The organism is Xanthobacteraceae bacterium, from assembly GCA_019454205.1.
GTDB lineage: Bacteria > Pseudomonadota > Alphaproteobacteria > Rhizobiales > Xanthobacteraceae.
The window spans coordinates 1,335,534-1,354,565 of record CP075369.1; the positions used below are offsets into that span (position 1 = coordinate 1,335,534).

Consider the following 19,032-nt stretch of genomic DNA (forward strand, 5'->3'; position numbering starts at 1 on the left):
GTATCCGGAAGGAATGTACGCAAGGAAGCGCGCGTGAACCAGCTCGCGAACGTTGGCGACGCCCTGCGTCTCTACGCCAGCATATTTCCGGACAAGATCGGCGCGCGCGACCTAGATCGCGCGATGACATTCCGCCAGTGGCGCGATCGTTCTGCGCGGCTCGCGAATGTCCTTCTCGGTTTCGGATTGAAGAAGGGCGATCGTGTCTGCGTTCTCGCTTATAACTGCGTCGAGTGGCTGGAGATTTACGCAGCCATGGCCTTCTCAGGACTGGTCATGGTTCCGGTCAATTTCCGGCTCGTCGGTTCCGAGATCAGATATATCGCCGAGAATTGCGAAGCGCGCGCCTTCATCGTGCAGGACGAACTGACGGGCGTGATCGAGTCCGTACGTTTCGAACTCGATATTCCGGCCGCGAATTTCATCAAATTCGGTAGCCGCAAGGCCGAGGGAAATTACCGCGAGTACGAAGACTTGATCGCTGGCTCGCGCGACAGCATTCCGGACGTGAAGGTTGCCGTCACCGACCCGTGGGCCTTCATGTATACCTCGGGCACCACCGGAAAGCCCAAGGGTGCGATCCGCTCACACCGCGCAAGCACCATGATAGCGCTGGTCACGCAATCCGAATTGAGCGTGCGCACCGACGATTCTGCGCTGCTCGTCATGCCGATGTGCCACGCGAACTCGCTGTTTTTCTTCGGCGCGTTTCAGGGCTGTGGTGCGCGCGTGACCGTCTACAACCGGAAAAGCATAGACCCTGAGGAACTGGTTCGCACGCTCTCCGAGAACGGTTCGACCTTCACCTCGCTGGTGCCGACGCATTACATCATGATGCTCGGACTGCCGGTAGCGGTTCGCGCCAAATACAACGTCGACGCGCTCACCAAAATGATGATCTCGTCCGCTCCCGCGCGTGCCGACACCAAGCGCGAGGTCATGGAGTATTTCCGCAATACCGGGTTGTTCGAACTTTACGGCTCGACGGAATGCGGCTGGGTAACGATGCTGCATCCGGAGGAGCAATTCTCGAAGCTCGGTTCGGTCGGGCGCGAAACGGTAGGTTCGCAGCGGATCAGGATCCTCGACCCGCAGGGCAACGAAGTGCCGGACGGCGAGCCGGGCGAACTTTATTCCTGCAATGCGCAGACCTTCGACGGCTACTGGAAGCTGCCCGAAAAAACCAGCGAAGCGTTTCGCGGGGACTACTGCACGGTCGGCGATCTTGCGCGCCGCGACGAGGACGGGTTCATTCATCTGGTCGACCGCAAGAGCAACATGGTGATTTCCGGCGGCGAGAACGTCTATCCGTCGGAGGTCGAGGCCATGCTTGGCGGCCATCCCAAGGTAAAGGATGTTGCGGTCATTGGCGTTGCCGATCCGAAGTGGGGCGAGCGCGTTCATGCAGTAGTCATCGCGCATGATGGTGCGACGCTGACGGAAACAGAGATCATCGAATGGAGCCGTGACAAGATCGCGGGTTACAAACGCCCGCGCTCGATCAGTGTCATCGGCGATAACGAAATGCCGCGCACGGCTACCGGCAAGATTCTGCATCGCGTTTTGCGCGAGCGGTTCTCCGGCAAGGTTTAAGGAGCGAACATGAACAACAAGACGCCGACGCTCGATCTCAACGCCGACGATAACGCTTGCGCCGCCTGGATTGCGCGTTTCCTGAAAACGCGCGGCATCGACCGTATCTTCGGTTTGCAGGGCGGCCATATCCAGCCGATCTGGGATCATGTGGCGCGGCAGGGTATCCGCATCATCGACGTGCGCGACGAAGGGGCCGCCGTGCACATGGCGCATGCCCATGCAGAGCTGATGGGTGGCTTTGGCGTCGCCATGGTGACGGCAGGGCCGGGCGTCACCAACACCGTGACGGCGATGTGCAACGCTCACCTCGCGCGTATCCCAGTGCTTCTGATCGGCGGCTGCACATCGCGCCCACAGGCGAACATGGGGCCGTTGCAGGACATTCCGCACGTCGATCTGTTGAAGCCTGTCTGCCGTACGGCGCGCACATTGCGCGTGGCCGATCAGGTGATCCGCGAGTTCGACGAGGGCGTCGCGCGCGCGATGGGCGACAACGGCGAACCAGGACCGGTCTATCTCGAAATCCCCACCGATGTCCTGCGTACCAGCGTGCCTAAGAACCTTGTGCTGGATGAATGGATGGCAGCGAAGAAACCGCGCACCATCGTTCCCGATCCGAACGCGATCAAAGAGGCCGTTGACGTTCTCTGGGGCGCAAAACGTCCGCTGGTCTTCACGGGCCGCGGCGCGCGCGGCGCGGACAAGGAATTGGTGCGATTGCTCGACGCAACGGGTGCGCTCTACCTCGACACGCAGGAGAGCCGTGGTCTTGTTCCCGCCGATCATCCTTCCACGGCCGCTGCAGTGCGCGCACAGGCAATGCAGGATGCCGACGTCGTGCTGCTGATCGGCCGTAAGCTGGACTACCAGACCGGTTACGGCTCGCCTGCGGTGTTCCCACATGCGCGGTTTATTCGCCTGTCCGATGCCGCTGGCGAACTGATCGACAACCGCCGCGGCCAGCCGGAAATCCTTGCGAGTGTTCCGCTTGCGTTGAAAGCAATGTGCGACATCGCCGGCAACCGCGAGTCTTCCATCGACAAGCAATGGGCGGACGGACTGCGCAACAAGCACAAGGATCGCGTCGCCAAGGCGAAGGCTAACAAAGGTCCGCAAACCGGCGATGACGGAAAAATCCACCCGCAGGTGATCTTCGATGCGCTCGCCGAACTGGCAGACCCGGATTACATCGCAATCGCCGATGGCGGCGACCTGCTCAGCTTCGCGCGTACGGGCTTGCAGGCGCGAACCTATATGGATGCAGGCGCGTTTGGCTGCCTTGGCGTCGGCGTGCCATTTGCCATCGCGGCTGCGCTGGCGATGCCGGAGCGGCAGGTAATTTCCGTGAACGGCGATGGCGCCTATGGCATCAACGCCATGGAAATCGACACTGCCGTGCGCCACGGCGCGAAATGCGTGTTCATCGTCTCTAACAATGCCGCGTGGAATATCGAACGGCTCGATCAGGAGATGAACTACGGCGGCCGTGTCGTCGGCACCACGCTGCGCCATTCCGATTATGCAGCCATGGCGAAAGCGCTAGGCCTGCATGCCGAGCGCGTGACCAAGCCGGAGGAACTGAAACCCGCCATCGAGCGCGCATTGAAGAACGCGCCCGCGCTGGTCGATGTCGTCACTTCGCAGACCGTGATCTCATCCGACGCGCAAAAGGGCCTCGGCTTCGTGCCGGACTATCAGGCACTGACCGCATGGGATGACGCGGAGCGCAAGCGCCGCGGTCTTTAGCGTAGCGACTTCACCAGACCCGCGCCGAGGAAATACAGGCAGGCGATTGGCGAGGTAAGGATCAGTACCATCGGCCAGAGGTTGGATTGCGCGGCGAAGGCGCCGATCGTGAACAACACGACGGGTACCATGAGCGCGAGCGGCACCAGCGCCGCGACCTGCCAGCCGCCATCCCAGTTCCGGAACGTCCAGTATTGCAGGACGAAATATCCCGGCACGGAAAGCATGACGAGCATGCCGATGATCTGAAGGGTCATCGTGCTTACTCTTTCTTCTGCTCGCGCTTGACCTGCGGCGCGCAACTGCGTTGCGTGACAATGCGCATCCGGTTTTCGCCGACCGTAAGCTCGCGGTAGCGCGGCGCGGCGTACCTGAACTGGCCCTCGCGAAGCGATTCACGAACGCCGGGGCAGCCCGAGTTTTCGAGTTGTCCGAGGAAGATCCACTGGTTGTCTTCCTTGCCGAACACGGCGGCAAATCCTCTCGGCACCTGCCAGACCACGATCTCCTCCGTGCCGTCGCCATCCGCATCGATCAGGATGGCTTCGCATTTCGTGTCGGCGTAAAGGCAGCGCGGGATTTGATATTGACGCGGATGTTTCTCCCAGGTCTGCTCCAGGAAATCCTTTGGCAGCGTCTTCGTGCCGGCCGCGAGGAGCGTGATGTTCGCTTCTTTTGCTGCGGGCGTGGGTGGCGGTGTCACGGCCTGCGGCGTGGTCTGGTATCGTGACTTGGCGGCGAGCGCCTTCTTTGCGCGCTCCATGATTGCTTCCGCCTGTGGACCTTGCGTTTTGCTCGCGAGCTGTGCGAGCGCTTCACGTCCGTAACGCCCGGCGTCGAAACGCAGGAAAGTGAAATCGAATTTCTCCGGCGGAATGACGCCGGTGGCGAGGCGATGTACCTGATTGTTGGCCGCGATCTTCCATGGATCGGCAATCGGAGAGAACAGCGCCACCGCCGTTGCGACGATGGCATAAGCCGTCACTACATTGGTGACTTCCAGCGGCTTCAACGAAAGCCGGGCGCGCATCGCGGCATAGGCATAGCCCACCGCATAGAAAGACATGATGATCGTCGCCGCGCTGGCAAATACGCGCGGCGGCGTGAGGCCGTATTGTCCGATGCGTAGCCACAGCGCATAGGCGGCGAGGGCGACGACTGGCAGGATCGTCAGTGCTGCGATGAAGCGCGTCTGCCGCAGCAGGAGCGGTACATGCGTTTCCGGCAGGCCATCGTGATAGGCCGCGTTAATGAGGAATACGAGTGCCGCCGCGGTGGAAAGCAGGATGGTGCCTGCGCGCCGGGTGCTCCAGAGCGGTTCCAGCCCGGTCGTGAACAGCGCGAGCAGGAACAGCACCACGAAGAAGGCAATTACCGGCAGCAGCCAGCTCAGCAGCGTGAGCTTCACCGTGCGCGCGCCGCTGATCAGCGCAGTGCGCACATCGGTAATGTGGACGGCGCAGGCGGTGGCCAGCGCGGTCACGGGAATCGAGAACCATGGCTTCCACAACAGTTGCGCGAAGAAGCTGATACGGATCAGCCCGAACAGCGAAGCGCCGAGCCACAGGAGCAGCCACAACACGCCGACGAACAGGATGGTCAACAGAAGCTGCACGCCCTGTTTCCACGACTGCTCGAAATAGGAGAGGTAGGAGGCGAGATATTTGCGGTCGCCGTCTCCGGCCGCGACCAGCGCGTGCAGGATGAACAGGATCGCGGGCAGCACCACCCAGATCCACGGCGAGGGAGTGAGGCGCGGGCGCGGGCTGTATTGCTCGAACGGCTCGCGCCACAGGTCATAATAGCCGAGCGCCAGCGAGAGCAGCAGCGCGCCTGCGGTCCAGAGCGCGAGCGTGCGCAGCTTGAGATTGCCGATCCCGGCGATGAAGACGAGCGGGACTAAGAACGCGGCCAGCACCAGCGGCGCGAACACCAGGCCATCGGTCGCGGGCCAGAGCCGTTCCGCGAAGGCGAGGTAGAGCCGGTAGAGGATCACGCCCTGCAGCAGGCCCACCAGCGTTCGAACGAGCGCGACACGTTGCACGGACATGCGAAGCTCCGGGGCCGCGGCAATGCGGCCATTCTGCCTAGCAGCGGGCTATTTCATAATTGAGAACAGATTGGTGAAATTTTGAGGGAATGTGGACGAGCGTGTGCGATGCCGCGCTCGGTCGAGCCGGAGTTTCCTTTTGTTTTTGCGCGAATGACTCGAAGGTCAAGCGCGCTAGCATCCGCCCTGAAATTGAGAAGGGCGGCGGGGACGCCGGAGGATTTCCGTCCTCCACGGCCATCTGCACGAGTAGGAAAAAGTGCAGATGAATTGTCGTCACCGCGAAGGCTGACTCTCCTCCGGCGTCCCAGCACGCTTGGGGCTTGCCCCATTCGTGCCAAGTAAAGAACTTCACGCGATGGGTTTCAGCTTCGTTCGCTTCGATCCCCGGAGGACTGACCTACCTCCGCTTGCGGGCTTTCTCGGCTTTGCCGTACTTGCGTTGGCACGCGTTCCAGACAAAGCCGCCAAGTAAGGCCCAGTGACGCGCGGCAGGCGCGCCGGAATCCAAGCGACTTCAGCCGCTGTGTAACGCACTTGGGGCTTGCCCCATTCGCGCATAACGAGGTGCGTTACGCCTCGCACACAGCCACCGCTCCCGGCCCGCGACATCGGTACGCTTCGCGACGCGCCCCTCATGGGCCGAGACGCGCCGAACATAAGGGCGTGTGAAGGGGTGGGGAGAAACTTTTTGAAGGAATCGGGGAAGTGGTTGGAAGTTAAGGAGGAAGTCGTGTGACGAAAATTCAATTTCCCCACTTGCGAGCTACTGCTGTGCCGGTTCAGGTATCCAGTGTACGCCACTACGGCTACTAATTGCGTGCTCTGGTAACAGCACATGTCCTTTATCTAGCGGCCTCTTGGTCGGACTAATACCGATCCACTGCACTGTTTCGTCTATTGCCCAAGTATCTTCTGGTGAAGCCTCGGGTGCAAAATAATGACAGTAGACGTACTCGAGAGCGCTTTTCTCCCGGTCGAACTGCTGTACGGTCGATAGGATCTTTTCGTACCTGCGTTGCTCCACCACGTCCGTACCCAACGCTTCGAACCCAATGTGCACAACACCTGCTACGTCGTGAGGTAGCTGTTCATTGGCTTCGGCGAGCTTATTTAAAATATCTCTCGCTCGCTTTTCGATAGATCGCTCTGAAGTGCACTCCCATCTGGCAACAACGGCTAGACCGATGTCGTCAATGTAGTGCGGGTTCGAAGCGTACTTGACCTTCTGAATGACCAATGAGTTGTCGTAGCGTATATATTTGCCAGTCAGCAGTTTCATGTATTGCGGGCCCGGAAAAAGCCAATGGGAATTCTCCATAGCTTCTTGGATAGGCCGTAAATCCAAGTCGGAAATTATTCCCGACCCAATTTCGTCGGACCATGTTATCGAAGCCTTCTTCGCGCTCAAAAAGCGCTGCGCTTTAGAAATGAGATAGTCGTCGGGAACATCCTGTAACTCGATGTCCAAAGTAATGTTGGCCAATGCGTTGCGATCAGCCATTGCGAGCTGCATACTAGCAGGGACCCACAATTCCCTCATCCGAGTTCGTTCTTTGTCTGCGTATTCGCCGAGCTCGATCCGCTTGCACTCTACCGTCCAACGCTTTCCATCGAGATCGACATCAAGATCATAGCTTTTTGCTAAACCGGCTTTCTCATTTCGAAATGAAACAGTCCCGCCGGCGCGAGCATATCTGGCAGCTACTACAAGCTCAAAAAGGATTCCGTTCGGCTGGGCCTTCTCGGATTTAAGAACCTTTATGCAGCGCTCGCGAAAGCCGTCGATCTTCTTCAGAAGGTCGAGATTCCTTCCTATCGCGGCAAATACTGGCAGGACGCGACAACCAAAATTTACTTCATAATTCCAAGGATGGTCGGTGAAAGACTCGCCCAAGAAAAGGTACCAGCCCATTCTATCGTTATTTTCAAAGAAGCGGCCTACGCCACTCGGGTCTTGAAGCTCACCCGTAAGAGCCTGATAGAATCTCTTGCCTTGGGCGTCTCGTCGAGCTTTCCATTCCTCCTCGCTCATTAAGCTCTTAAACCATTCGACGCCCGTCTTTAGGTCGGGAAAGTCCCCGTACAGCGGCTTTTCACCGGGGCGCAAATGATAGAGATCAGGAGGAAAGTCTTTCACGAGCGGCATAGTGTATCGCGCTAGCTACTCCGCCGCTTTCACCTTGGGCCGCTTCGCCCGCAGTACCTTGTCGCGTTCCAGCACCGGCTTCAGGAACTGCCCGGTATAAGAGCGCTTCTCTTTCACGATTTCTTCCGGCGTGCCGGTCGCGACCACTTCGCCGCCGCCGTCGCCGCCTTCGGGGCCCATGTCCACGATGTAGTCGGCGGTCTTGATCACCTCGAGATTGTGCTCGATCACCGCGACCGTGTTGCCGCTGTCCACCAGCTCATGCAGCACTTCGAGCAGCTTCGCGACGTCGTGGAAATGCAGGCCCGTGGTCGGCTCGTCGAGAATGTAGAGCGTGCGGCCCGTGGCGCGCTTCGACAGTTCTTTCGCGAGCTTCACGCGCTGCGCTTCGCCACCCGATAGCGTCGTCGCCTGCTGGCCGACCTTGATGTAGGAGAGGCCGACGCGCGAAAGCGTCTCCAGCTTATCCCGTACAGTCGGCACCGCCTGAAACAGGTCGCGCGCTTCCTCGACCGTCATGTCAAGCACGTCCGCGATCGACTTGCCCTTGAACAGGACATCGAGCGTCTCGCGGTTGTAGCGCTTACCCTTGCATTCCTCGCAGGTGACGTAGACGTCCGGCAGGAAGTGCATCTCGATCTTGATGACGCCGTCGCCCTGGCACGCCTCGCAGCGGCCGCCCTTGACGTTGAACGAGAAGCGGCCCGGCCCGTAGCCGCGCGCTTTGGCTTCCGGCAGGCCCGCGTACCAGTCGCGGATCGGCGTGAACGCGCCCGTGTAGGTCGCGGGGTTCGAGCGCGGCGTGCGGCCGATCGGCGACTGGTCGATGTCGATGATCTTGTCGATGTGCTCGACGCCCTCGATGGCCTTGTGCGGCGCCGGATGCTCGGACGAATTGTTGAGCCGGCGAGACAGCGCCTTGTAGAGCGTGTCGATGAGCAACGTCGATTTCCCGCCGCCGGAAACGCCGGTAATGCAGGTGAAGAGGCCGAGCGGAATTTCCGCCGAGACGTTCTTGAGATTATTGCCGGTCGCGCCGACGATTTTCAGCGAGCGGCGCTCAGGCTTGCGGCGCTCGTGCGGTGTCTCGACGTTCAGTTCGCCGGAGAGGTATTTCCCCGTGATGCTTTCCGGCTCGTCGACGATGTCCTGCGTGGTGCCGCGCGCGACAATGCGTCCGCCGTGCACGCCTGCGCCGGGGCCGACGTCAATCAGGTAGTCGGCGGTGCGGATCGCGTCCTCGTCGTGCTCGACCACGATCACGGTATTGCCGATGTCGCGGAGCCGCCTGAGCGTTTCGAGCAGCCGCGCGTTATCGCGCTGGTGCAGGCCGATACTCGGCTCGTCGAGCACGTAGAGCACGCCGGTCAGGCCGGAGCCGATCTGCGAGGCGAGGCGGATGCGCTGGCTCTCGCCGCCGGAGAGCGTACCCGACGCACGCGAGAGCGTCAGATAATCGAGACCCACATCGACAAGAAAGGTCAGCCGCTCGCGGATTTCCTTCAGCACGCGGACGGCGATGTCGTTCTGTTTCTTGTTGAGTTTCGCGGGCAGCGCTTCGAACCATTCCTGCGCCGCGCGCACCGAAAGCTCGGTGACTTCGCCGATGTGCTTCTTCGAGATTTTGACGGCGAGCGCTTCGGGCTTCAGGCGATTGCCGTGGCAGGCTTCGCACGGCACGGTCGAGAAGAAACGCTCGATGTCTTCGCGCGCCCAGTCGCTGTCGGTCTCGCGGTAGCGGCGCTCCAGGTTGTTCACGACGCCCTCGAAGGGCTTGCGCGTCTCGAAGGTCCGCGCGCCGTCGTCATAGACGAACTTCACTTCGTCTTCGCCGGAGCCATGCAGGATGATGTCGCGGTTCTTTTTCGCAAGCTCCTTCCACGGCGCCTGCATCGAGAACTTGTATTTACGCGCGAGCGCTTCCAGCGTCTGCGTGTAGTACGGCGACGACGAGCGCGACCACGGCGCGACCGCGCCCTCGCGCAACGACTTCTTCGGATCGGGAATGACGAGGTCCGCGTCGATCTGCTTCTCGACGCCGAGGCCGTCGCATTCCGGGCACGCGCCATGCGGCGAGTTGAAGGAAAAGAGGCGCGGCTCGATTTCGGCAATCGTGAAGCCGGAAACGGGGCAGGCGAACTTTTCCGAGAACAGGATGCGGTTCGGGTCGTCCTGCGTCCCGCGCTTCATGCCTTCGGTCTTTTCTTTCGCCGAAAGCGCGACCGGCTCAGCGAGTTCGGCGACCGCAAGACCTTCCGCGAGTTTCAGCGCAGTCTCGAAAGACTCCGCGAGCCGCTGCTTGATCTCCTCGCGCACCACGACGCGATCGACCACCACGTCGATATCGTGGTTCAGCTTCTTGTCGAGCGGCGGTACATCCGAGATTTCATAGAACTTGCCGTCCACCTTGACGCGCTGGAATCCCTTCTTGAGATATTCCGCGAATTCCTTTTTGTACTCACCCTTGCGGCCGCGCGCGACAGGCGCGAGCAGATAGAGCTTGGTGCCTTCGGGCAGCGCGAGTACGCGGTCTACCATCTGCGAGACGGTCTGGCTTTCGATGGGCAGTCCGGTCGCCGGCGAATAGGGAATGCCGATGCGCGCCCATAACAGGCGCATGTAGTCGTAGATCTCGGTGACGGTGCCGACGGTCGAGCGCGGGTTCTTGGAAGTCGTCTTCTGCTCGATGGAGATGGCGGGCGACAAGCCGTCGATCTGGTCGACGTCAGGCTTCTGCATCATCTCCAAAAATTGCCGCGCATATGCGGAGAGCGACTCCACATAGCGCCGCTGGCCTTCGGCATAGATCGTATCGAACGCAAGCGAGGACTTGCCCGAACCCGAAAGGCCCGTGAACACCACGAGCTTGTCGCGCGGCAATTCGAGATCGACGTTCTTGAGGTTGTGCTCGCGCGCACCGCGGATGGTGATGAAGCGGCTGTCGGGACGCGCGGTTTTCCTGTCGGATTTTTCGGTCATCGGCGGGGGCAAATATCCGGCTGGCGCGCGCAGATCGTGGCGGCGCGGACGTTGAATCTGGGAAAGCTGAAAGCGAACATAGTGAGAACGGGTGCGCTGCGCTAGTAGCGCCCGCGCATGGCCGCCAGTTGTGCGTAAGTAGTTGGGGTCCCGTCAATTTTCGCAATGAAAGGAACGAAGTAGCGCCTGCTGCGTTTCATCCCCGCGGGGGTGTTTATGCAACCGGGGTAACAAACTGTCCGCGATTGCATGCGGGAAAGGCCGCACAGGTGAATCATGGTAGCCGACCGTCTCGAAACCCACCGCGCCAAACGGGACTTCTCGGATAAGAGCGAACCGGAAGGCCGCGCACATACATCGCGCAACGGTCATGCCTATCTCCTCCAGAAACACGAAGCGAGCCATCAGCATTTCGATTTCCGTCTGCAGCATGGCGGCGTGCTGGTGAGTTGGGCCGTGCCGCGCGGGCCTAGCATGGACCCGTTCGAGAAGCGGCTCGCGGTTCGCACCGAAGATCACCCGGTCGAACACGACGATGCTTCCGTGACGCTGTGGGACACAGGCACATGGGAACCGCTCGAAAATTTCGACGAGGGTTTGAAGGAAGGGAAACTGAAGTTTTTCCTGCGCGGCAAACGCATCAACGGCGGCTTCACGTTGCTCCGCTTGCGCTCCGACGAAGGCCGCAAGCAGGGCAAGGAGAATTGGCTGCTTGTGAAGGAGAAGGATGAATACGCGCGTGCCGGTGAAGGCGGGGATTTCGTCGAGAGCATGCTGACCGGCATCGAAGCCGGCCGCTCGATGGACGAGATTGCTTCCGCCAAGGTGGAGTTGCCTTCCAGCGAACCGGCCGTGAAGGACGTAAAGCGTCTGCGCGGCGCCAAAAAGAAAGCGTCGCCACGGCGCAACCCGCGAACTGGCCGCGCAGCACCGAAGACTACGGCGAAGAAAGCGGCAGCGAAGAAGCGCAAGTAGAAGCGCAAGTAATCGTCCGGCAATCGACACGCTTCGCTGCCGGGAGCGCGTGCTGCCGGGCGATAACCGCAGGGTTACACGAACATCGCGCAGAAACTCCAGAGCGCAAGACTCCGCAGCTAAACCGTTGTCCGGCTGCCATAATTGTTAAAAATCGGGCTGGATAAGTATAGGAACGGAGCTGGAACATTGAGGCTCCGCATGAACTTCATCACGCTCCATAACGATCTGCGGGAAAGTGCCGGTTGTGCCCTTGCGGCAAGGCTTTTCATGCATTAGAACATAACAGGAACATGAGAATTACCCCTATCCGGCTCCACCCCTGTGGAAAATGTCTTAACGCGGCGCGCGGGAAGGCAATCGCGAGTAGGGTGGCGGGCCGCTTGAAGCGGTATTTTTCGGGAACGGCAGAGGTGTGGTGATGGCAGGCAGCGTCAACAAGGTCATTCTGATCGGCAATCTGGGAGCCGATCCGGAAATCCGGACCACCAACGACGGCCGCAAGATCGCCAATCTGCGCATCGCGACCTCGGAATCCTGGCGCGACAAGGCCACCGGCGAGCGCAAGGAAAAGACCGAGTGGCACCGTGTCGTGATTTTTGCCGAGGGCCTCGCGAAGATCGCCGAGCAATATCTGAAGAAGGGCGCCAAGGTTTACATCGAAGGCCAGCTCCAGACGCGCAAATGGCAGGACAAGGAAACCGGGCAGGACCGCTACAGCACTGAAGTCGTGCTGCAGAATTTCAATTCCACGCTGACCATGCTCGATGGCCGTAGCGGTGGGGCCGGTCTGTCCGATGATGGCGGCTCAAACTTCGGCGCGAGCGGCCCGATGCAGCGTCCGCGCGTGGCCGCCGCCGGCGGCAAACGCTCTAGCATGGACGACGATATTCCGTTCTGACGCCATCGCGCTTTCATGAAAATCCTCGTCACCGGCGCCTATGGTTTCATCGGCTCCGCGGTGACGGCACGGCTATCCGCGGACGGACATGAAATCATCGGCGTAGGGCGAAGGATCGCGGAAGCGCGAACAAGGCGCCCCGATATTCGCTGGATCGCACTCGACATCGGCCGCGCAAAATCTCCCGAAGACTGGCTGCCGCATCTGCAAGGCATGGAAGCGGTCGTGAATTGCGCGGGCGTGTTGCAGGACGCGCCCGGCGACGACGTGAAAGGCGTGCATCTCGACGGCACGCTTGCGCTGTTCGATGCCTGCAAGCGCATGAACGTGCGGCGTGTGGTTCACGTCTCGGCAATCGGCGCGGATGCCACCGGCGAAACAGACTTCGCGCGCACGAAAGCGCAGGCTGACGAAGCGCTGATGAAAAGCGGACTCGACTGGGTCGTACTTCGCCCCTCCATTGTGGTCGGCCGCAATGTTTACGGCGGCACGGCGCTGATCCGCGCGCTCGCCGCGCTTCCGGTGCTGCCGATAGGGCCGCGAGACGCCGTATTCCAGCCGGTACAGGTGAGCGACGTAGCGGAAGCAGTGGCGTTCTTCATCAACCCGGACAGAGCCGCGAAACGGTTGCTGGAAGTAGCGGGTCCGGATCGCATGACGCTGACGGAACTTGCCGGAACCTACCGCCGCTGGCTCGGATTCAAACCGGCGCGATTGCTACGCATCCCCGATGCCTTGCAGGCGGCGCTATTTCGCATAGGCGACTGGATTAGCCTGCTCGGCTGGCGGCCACCGGTGCGCACCACCGCACTTCGCCAGCTTTCGCGCGACGTCACCGGCGACGCGAAGGAGTGGGCAGCGATCACCGGCATCACGCCGTCGCGTCTGCAGGATGCGCTCGCCCGCGACCCCGCTTCGGTACAGGAGCGCTGGTTCGCGCGTCTTTTCCTCTTGAAACCGGCGCTGCTCGGCGGGCTGGCGTTTTTCTGGATCATCTCCGGTCTGATCGCACTCGGTCCCGCGCGGGAGAGCGCTGTTCTGTGGCTGACGAAAGCGGGACTGACAGGCAGCGCGGCGCTGGCAATGACGGTCGCGACTTCGCTTCTCGACATTGCGCTCGGCATCGGCATTGCACTTCGCAAAACCACGCGCCTCGCATTGTGGGGCACGATTGCGTTCGCGGCAGGCTATCTGGCGCTCGGCTCGTTGTTGCTGCCGCAGCTATGGGCCGATCCGCTTGGACCGCTGGCAAAGATTATCCCGGCTTTACTTGCGTCTTCCGCAGCGCTCGCCATCCTCGACGATCGCTGATGGGCTATCTCGACCTGAAGTTTCTGCACATCCTTGGCGCGGTCGTGCTCATCGGCACCGGCGCGGGCATCGCCTTCTTCATGGTGATGGCGCACCGGACCAGAGATGCCGCTGCCGTCGCTGCGGTCGCGCGTATCGTTGTGATCGCGGATTTCGTTTTCACTGCAAGCGCGGTGATCGTGCAGCCCATAACCGGATTGCTGTTGGCGCAGGTGCAAAATTACGCGCTGAGCGCAAGTTGGATCGTTGCATCCGTAATCCTCTATGTGGTGATTGGCGCGTTCTGGGTTCCGGTCGTCTATTTCCAGATGCAGATGCGCAACCTCGCAACGAAGGCGGCGAGCGAAAAGAAGCCACTGCCGCCGGAGTATCATTGGTATTACAGAATCTGGTTTGCGTTCGGATTTCCTGCCTTCTTTTCGATCATGCTCATTCTTTGGCTGATGATCGCGCGTCCCAAACTTTGGTGAGTTGGCGCTTGCGCTTCCACGCGGATTGGCGTTGCATCAATGGTAACGCCGCACCGTAAGCGGCATCAGGGAGCACGCCATGAAATCCGTTCTTCGCCTTGCCGCGATCCTTGCCGTTGCGTTGCTGTCACAATTCTCCGTGGCGCAGACGAACGACCTCATCGTCAAGAAGCAGGTTTTCGAAATGCCGTCCTACACAACGGCAGGCGGGCAGACGATCAAGAACGTGAAGGTCGGATGGCAGGCAGCCGGCACGCTCAACGCGGACAAGTCCAACGTCATCCTGATTACGCATTTCTTCTCCGGCACCAGTCATGCTTTCGGAAAATACACGCCGGAAGACAAGGTCGCAGGTTACTGGGACTCGATCATCGGTCCCGGCAAGACCATCGACACCAACAAGTACTACGTGATCTCGGTCGATACGCTGGTGAACCTCAACCAGAATGCGCCGAACGTAATCACGACTGGCCCCGCGAGCATCAACCCGGATACCGGCAAACCATATGGCCTCACGTTTCCTGTCGTGACCATCAAGGACTTCGTGAACGTGCAGAAGGCACTCGTCGAAAGCCTCGGCATCAAGAAGCTGAAAGTGGTGATGGGCGCTTCAATGGGCGGCTTGCAGGTCTATGAATGGGCCGCGAGCTATCCCGAAATGGTGGACCGGATCATTCCCGTGATCTCGGCCGTCGAACCGGGAGCGTTCCTGATCGGCTGGCTGAATGTCTGGGCACAGCCGATCCTGCTCGATCCGAAATGGAACGGCGGCGACTACTACGGCAAGGAAGCGCCGAATGAAGGCCTTGCTGCCGCGCTCAAGATCGTTTCGCTCCACGCGAACCAGTGGCAGTGGGCGGACAAGGCGTTCGGTGTCGCAGTTGCGGAAGAAGGCAAGGATCCAGCGAAGATCTGGAACGCGAAGTACAAAGTTGAGGCAACGCTGGATGTCGCAGGCGCGGCACGCGCGAAGACCGCCGACGCCAATCATTTCCTGTATCTCGTGAAAGCCAATCAGGCGTTCAGTGTCGATCCGGCGAAGATCAAGGCGCCGACCTTGATGATCTACGCACCAAGCGATCTCGTCTTCACAGCCGAAATAGTCGAAGCGGGTGCGAAGAAAATCGCGGCCAACGGCACGCCGGTACAGACCGTGAAGCTAGACGGCCCGAACGGCCACCTGAACGGCGTCGTCGGTATCGCACAGGCGAAAGACCAGATCGCCGCCTTCATAGAGAAATAACAGGAGCGGAAATGTTCACCACGGTCGTGCAATTTCATCTGCCTTCCGCGATTTCCTGCGCGGAAGCATCGAAGCGGTTCCAGGGCAGCGCGCCTAAATACAAGGACAAACCCGGCCTGATCCGGAAACACTACATCGTGTCGGAGGACGGCAAGGTCGCGGGCGGCATCTATCACTGGAAATCGCGTGCCGATGCGGAGCGGATGTACAACGACGAATGGCGTGCATTTGTAACCAGTCTCTATGGCGTTGCGCCGGTAGTGCAATGGTTCGAGACGCCGGTCATCGTCGATAACGTCTCTGGGGAGACGATTGTCGCATCACAAGGCAACGCGGAAAGCCGCAAGGCTGGATAGCGGAGAAACTGTCTGTCACTCGCGCCGCTACTGGACGCTTCTCCGGCGGTCCAGCTCCATGCCTTCGCAGCGATGGCGGCCTTCGTGCTTGGTCTCGTGCAGTTCGCGCGGCCCAAGGGCATTTTCTCGCACCGCACCTTCGGCTGGATCTGGGTGATCCTGATGCTGGTTGTGGCAATCAGCTCGTTCTGGATTCATCACATCAGGCTGTGGCGAATCTGGAGTCCGATTCATTTGCTCGCCATCTTCACGCTGATCAACCTGCCGATTGCGGTGTGGCTCGCGCGGCGTCATCAAGTGCGGCTGCATAGCAAGTGGATGCTTGGACTCTTCGCGGGCGCGCTGGTGATCGCAGGTATTTTCACCTTTGTGCCGGGGCGCATCATGCATGGCGTCCTGTTCGGTGGATGAACCCTGCTAAGTATATGAAATACCTATTAAATCATCCACGTCCGGAGGCCCTGTTTGCTGGCCTTCCATGTTGGAATCGGCTAGAAAAAGGGCACTGATTTCAGCCGGATCATCCGAACCAAGTGGCCGACGAAAAGACACCCAATCCGGGGGATTTGCCGCCCTCGGACATCAAGCCCGTTTCGATCACCGACGAGCTGAGCCGCTCCTATCTCGATTACGCGATGAGCGTGATCGTGGCGCGCGCGCTGCCGGACGTACGCGACGGTTTGAAGCCGGTGCATCGGCGCATCCTCTATTCGATGCACGAGCAGGGCTACGAGTGGAACAAGCCTTACCGCAAATCCGCGCGCGTGGTCGGCGACGTCATCGGTAAATACCACCCGCACGGCGACCAGTCGGTCTACGACGCGCTCGTTCGCATGGCGCAGGACTTTTCCATGCGCGTCGAACTGGTGGACGGGCAGGGCAACTTCGGCTCGGTCGACGGCGATCCTCCGGCGGCGATGCGCTACACGGAAGTGCGCCTCGAAAAAATCGCGAATGCGCTGGTCGACGACCTCGACAAGCAGACGGTCGATTTCCAGGACAACTACGACGGCTCGGAAAAAGAGCCGGTCGTGTTGCCCGCGCGCTTTCCCAATCTGTTGGTCAATGGTGCGGGCGGCATCGCGGTCGGCATGGCGACGAACATCCCGCCGCACAATCTCGGCGAGGTGATCGACGCCTGTATCGCGCTGATCGACAAGCCTGACATCACGCTCGACGAACTGGCCGAGATCGTGCCGGGTCCGGATTTCCCGACCGGCGGCATCATCCTCGGCAAGAACGGTATCCGGCAGGCCTATCACACAGGCCGCGGCTCGATCATGGTGCGCGGCCGCGTCGCCATCGAGAAGGACAAGCGCGACCGCGAGTCCATCATCGTCAGCGAAATTCCATATCAGGTGAACAAGTCGTCGATGATCGAGCGCATCGCTGAGCTTGTGCGCGACAAGAAGATCGACGGCATCGGCGACATCCGCGACGAGTCGAGCCGCGACGGCATGCGCGTCGTGGTCGAACTGAAGCGCGAGGCGATTGCCGACATCGTACTGAACCAGCTTTACCGCTTCACCGCGCTGCAGTCTTCGTTCCCGGCCAATATCGTCGCATTGACCGGCGGCCGCCCGGCCACGATGAACCTGCATGACCTGGTGTCGTCCTTCGTCGCGTTCCGCGAAGATGTTATCGGCAAGCGCACCAAGTTCCTGCTGAACAAGGCGCGCGACCGCGCTCACATCCTTGTCGGTCTTGCGATAGCTGTCGCCAACATCGACGAAGTCATCAAGGTCATCCGTAGCGCGAAGGACCCACAGACCGCGCGCGACGAACTCATGTCGCGCGAATGGCAGGCGAAGGACGTGAAGGCGCTGGTCGAATTGATCGACGACCCGCGCCACAAGGTTTCCGCCAAGGGCACTTACAAGCTGTCGGAAGAACAGGCCCGCGCCATCCTCGACCTGCGCCTGCAACGCCTGACCGCGCTCGGCCGCGACGAGATCGCTGCCGAACTCGACGAACTCGGCAAGCAGATCGCGGATTATCTCGAAATCCTGCGTTCGCGTGCGCGCATCCAGTCGATCATCAAGGGCGAACTGACCGAGATCAAGAACGAGTTCGCGACGCCGCGCAAAACCGAAATCTCCGGCGAGGAACTGGGCGAGATCGACGAAGAAGCGCTGATCGCGCCGGAAGACATGGTCGTGACCGTCTCGCACGCCGGCTACGTGAAGCGCGTTCCGCTCTCGACCTATCGCGCGCAGCGCCGTGGCGGCAAGGGCCGCGCCGGCATGCAGACGCGCGAGGAGGATTTCGTCAGCCGCCTGTTCGTCGCGAGCACGTTAGACGAGGTTTTGTTCTTCTCCTCGAAAGGCCGCGCCTACACGCTGAAAGTCTGGAAGCTGCCGCTCGCGGCTCCGCAGGCGCGCGGCAAGGCGTTCGTGAACCTGCTGCCGATCCAGCCGGACGAGGCGATCACCTCGATCATCACCATGCCGTCCGACAACGCGGAGCGCGACAAGCTCAACATTATGTTCGCGACCACCGGCGGCACCGTGCGCCGGAACGCGCTCTCGGATTTCGTCGATATTCGCCGCTCCGGCATCATCGCGATGAAGCTGGCGGAAGGCGAGTCCATCGCCGACGTCGCGCTCTGCACCGACGCCGACGACATCCTGCTCTCCACCGCGGGCGGACAGTGCATCCGCTTCCCCGTCAGCGACGTGCGCGTATTCAAGGGCCGCGACTCTACCGGCGTGCGCGGCATCAAGCTGGACGACGACAAGCTGATTTCCATGGCGATCATCCGCCATATCGAAGCGAGCAGCGAGGAGCGCATCGCTTATCTCAAGATGGCGAATGCGGTACGGCGCGGCGACGAGGCTGACGACAGTAGCGACGACGAGGAGAAGGTCGGCGCGATCGAACTTTCGCAGCAGCGCTACGCGGAGATGGGCGCGGCCGAGCAGTTCATCCTGACGCTGACCGAACATGGCTACGGCAAGCGCACCTCGTCGTTCGAGTACCGCATCACCGGCCGCGGCGGCAAAGGCATCGTCGCCATGACCGTGAACAAGCGCAACGGCCCGCTGGTCGCGTCGTTCCCGGTCGAGGAAGGCGATCAGATCATGCTGGTCACCGACGGCGGCAAGCTGATCCGCACCCATGTCGAGGGCATCCGCATTGCGGGCCGCTCCACGCAGGGCGTGACCGTGTTCGATACCGGCGAAGACGAGAAGGTTGTCTCCGTCGAGCGTATCCGCGAGGAAGAAGAGGCCGGAAACGGCAGCTAGCGCGCTGCTTG

14 protein-coding genes are annotated in these 19,032 nt (G+C 60.7%); 10 read left to right on the forward strand and 4 right to left on the reverse strand.

From position 1 onward, the window contains the following. The first annotated feature begins 123 nt into the window (after positions 1–123). The gene (locus tag KF794_06600; GenBank protein QYK46622.1) at positions 124–1,593 is read left to right on the forward strand and encodes an AMP-binding protein; all 1,470 of its coding nucleotides are present in this window, start codon (positions 124–126) and stop codon (positions 1,591–1,593) included. Positions 1,594–1,602: 9 nt separating this feature from the next. Beyond that, positions 1,603–3,342, forward strand: a complete 1,740-nt coding sequence (locus KF794_06605; protein ID QYK46339.1) for a thiamine pyrophosphate-binding protein — start codon at positions 1,603–1,605, stop codon at positions 3,340–3,342. Here the strand turns inward: KF794_06605 and KF794_06610 are convergent. The 4 genes from KF794_06610 to uvrA form a co-directional block, all read right to left on the reverse strand. Beyond that, on the reverse strand, positions 3,339–3,599 hold the full coding sequence (locus tag KF794_06610; protein QYK46340.1) for a hypothetical protein: 261 nt from the start codon (positions 3,597–3,599) through the stop codon (positions 3,339–3,341). The two genes, KF794_06605 and KF794_06610, sit on opposite strands and share 4 nt — an antisense overlap. Positions 3,600–3,604: 5 nt before the next feature. Further along, positions 3,605–5,392 carry a DUF4153 domain-containing protein gene (locus KF794_06615; GenBank protein QYK46341.1) on the reverse strand — a complete coding sequence of 596 codons (1,788 nt, stop codon included), beginning with the start codon at positions 5,390–5,392 and terminating at the stop codon, positions 3,605–3,607. 766 nt (positions 5,393–6,158) lie between these two features. After that, positions 6,159–7,541: a transposase gene (locus KF794_06620; GenBank protein QYK46342.1), complete on the reverse strand. Its 1,383-nt coding sequence runs from the start codon at positions 7,539–7,541 to the stop codon at positions 6,159–6,161. Between the two features lie 15 nt (positions 7,542–7,556). Next, entirely contained in the window at positions 7,557–10,520 is a 2,964-nt protein-coding gene (gene uvrA, locus KF794_06625) for an excinuclease ABC subunit UvrA (GenBank protein ID QYK46343.1), read from the reverse strand. A gap of 276 nt (positions 10,521–10,796) precedes the next feature. Here uvrA and KF794_06630 point away from each other — a divergent pair, with 276 nt between their 5' ends. The 8 genes from KF794_06630 to gyrA all read left to right on the forward strand — a co-directional run bounded on the left by KF794_06630 (position 10,797) and on the right by gyrA (position 19,021). Further along, positions 10,797–11,495, forward strand: a complete 699-nt coding sequence (locus KF794_06630) for a hypothetical protein (GenBank protein QYK46344.1) — start codon at positions 10,797–10,799, stop codon at positions 11,493–11,495. Between the two features lie 418 nt (positions 11,496–11,913). After that, complete coding sequence (locus tag KF794_06635) at positions 11,914–12,396, forward strand: single-stranded DNA-binding protein (protein ID QYK46345.1); 483 nt, start codon at positions 11,914–11,916, stop codon at positions 12,394–12,396. 15 nt (positions 12,397–12,411) lie between these two features. Beyond that, complete coding sequence (locus KF794_06640) at positions 12,412–13,707, forward strand: NAD(P)H-binding protein (protein QYK46346.1); 1,296 nt, start codon at positions 12,412–12,414, stop codon at positions 13,705–13,707. Then, positions 13,707–14,177: a DUF2269 domain-containing protein gene (locus KF794_06645; protein ID QYK46347.1), complete on the forward strand. Its 471-nt coding sequence runs from the start codon at positions 13,707–13,709 to the stop codon at positions 14,175–14,177. Before KF794_06640 ends, KF794_06645 begins: the two co-directional genes overlap by 1 nt. A 79-nt stretch (positions 14,178–14,256) precedes the next feature. Beyond that, positions 14,257–15,420 carry a homoserine O-acetyltransferase gene (locus KF794_06650; GenBank protein QYK46348.1) on the forward strand — a complete coding sequence of 388 codons (1,164 nt, stop codon included), beginning with the start codon at positions 14,257–14,259 and terminating at the stop codon, positions 15,418–15,420. 11 nt (positions 15,421–15,431) lie between these two features. Then, entirely contained in the window at positions 15,432–15,776 is a 345-nt protein-coding gene (locus tag KF794_06655; protein QYK46349.1) for a YdhR family protein, read from the forward strand. A 12-nt stretch (positions 15,777–15,788) separates the two neighbouring features. Beyond that, on the forward strand, positions 15,789–16,187 hold the full coding sequence (locus KF794_06660; protein ID QYK46623.1) for a DUF2306 domain-containing protein: 399 nt from the start codon (positions 15,789–15,791) through the stop codon (positions 16,185–16,187). 122 nt (positions 16,188–16,309) lie between these two features. Then, positions 16,310–19,021, forward strand: coding sequence for a DNA gyrase subunit A (gene gyrA, locus KF794_06665; GenBank protein QYK46350.1), 2,712 nt, complete (start codon positions 16,310–16,312; stop codon positions 19,019–19,021). Positions 19,022–19,032: the final 11 nt, after the last annotated feature.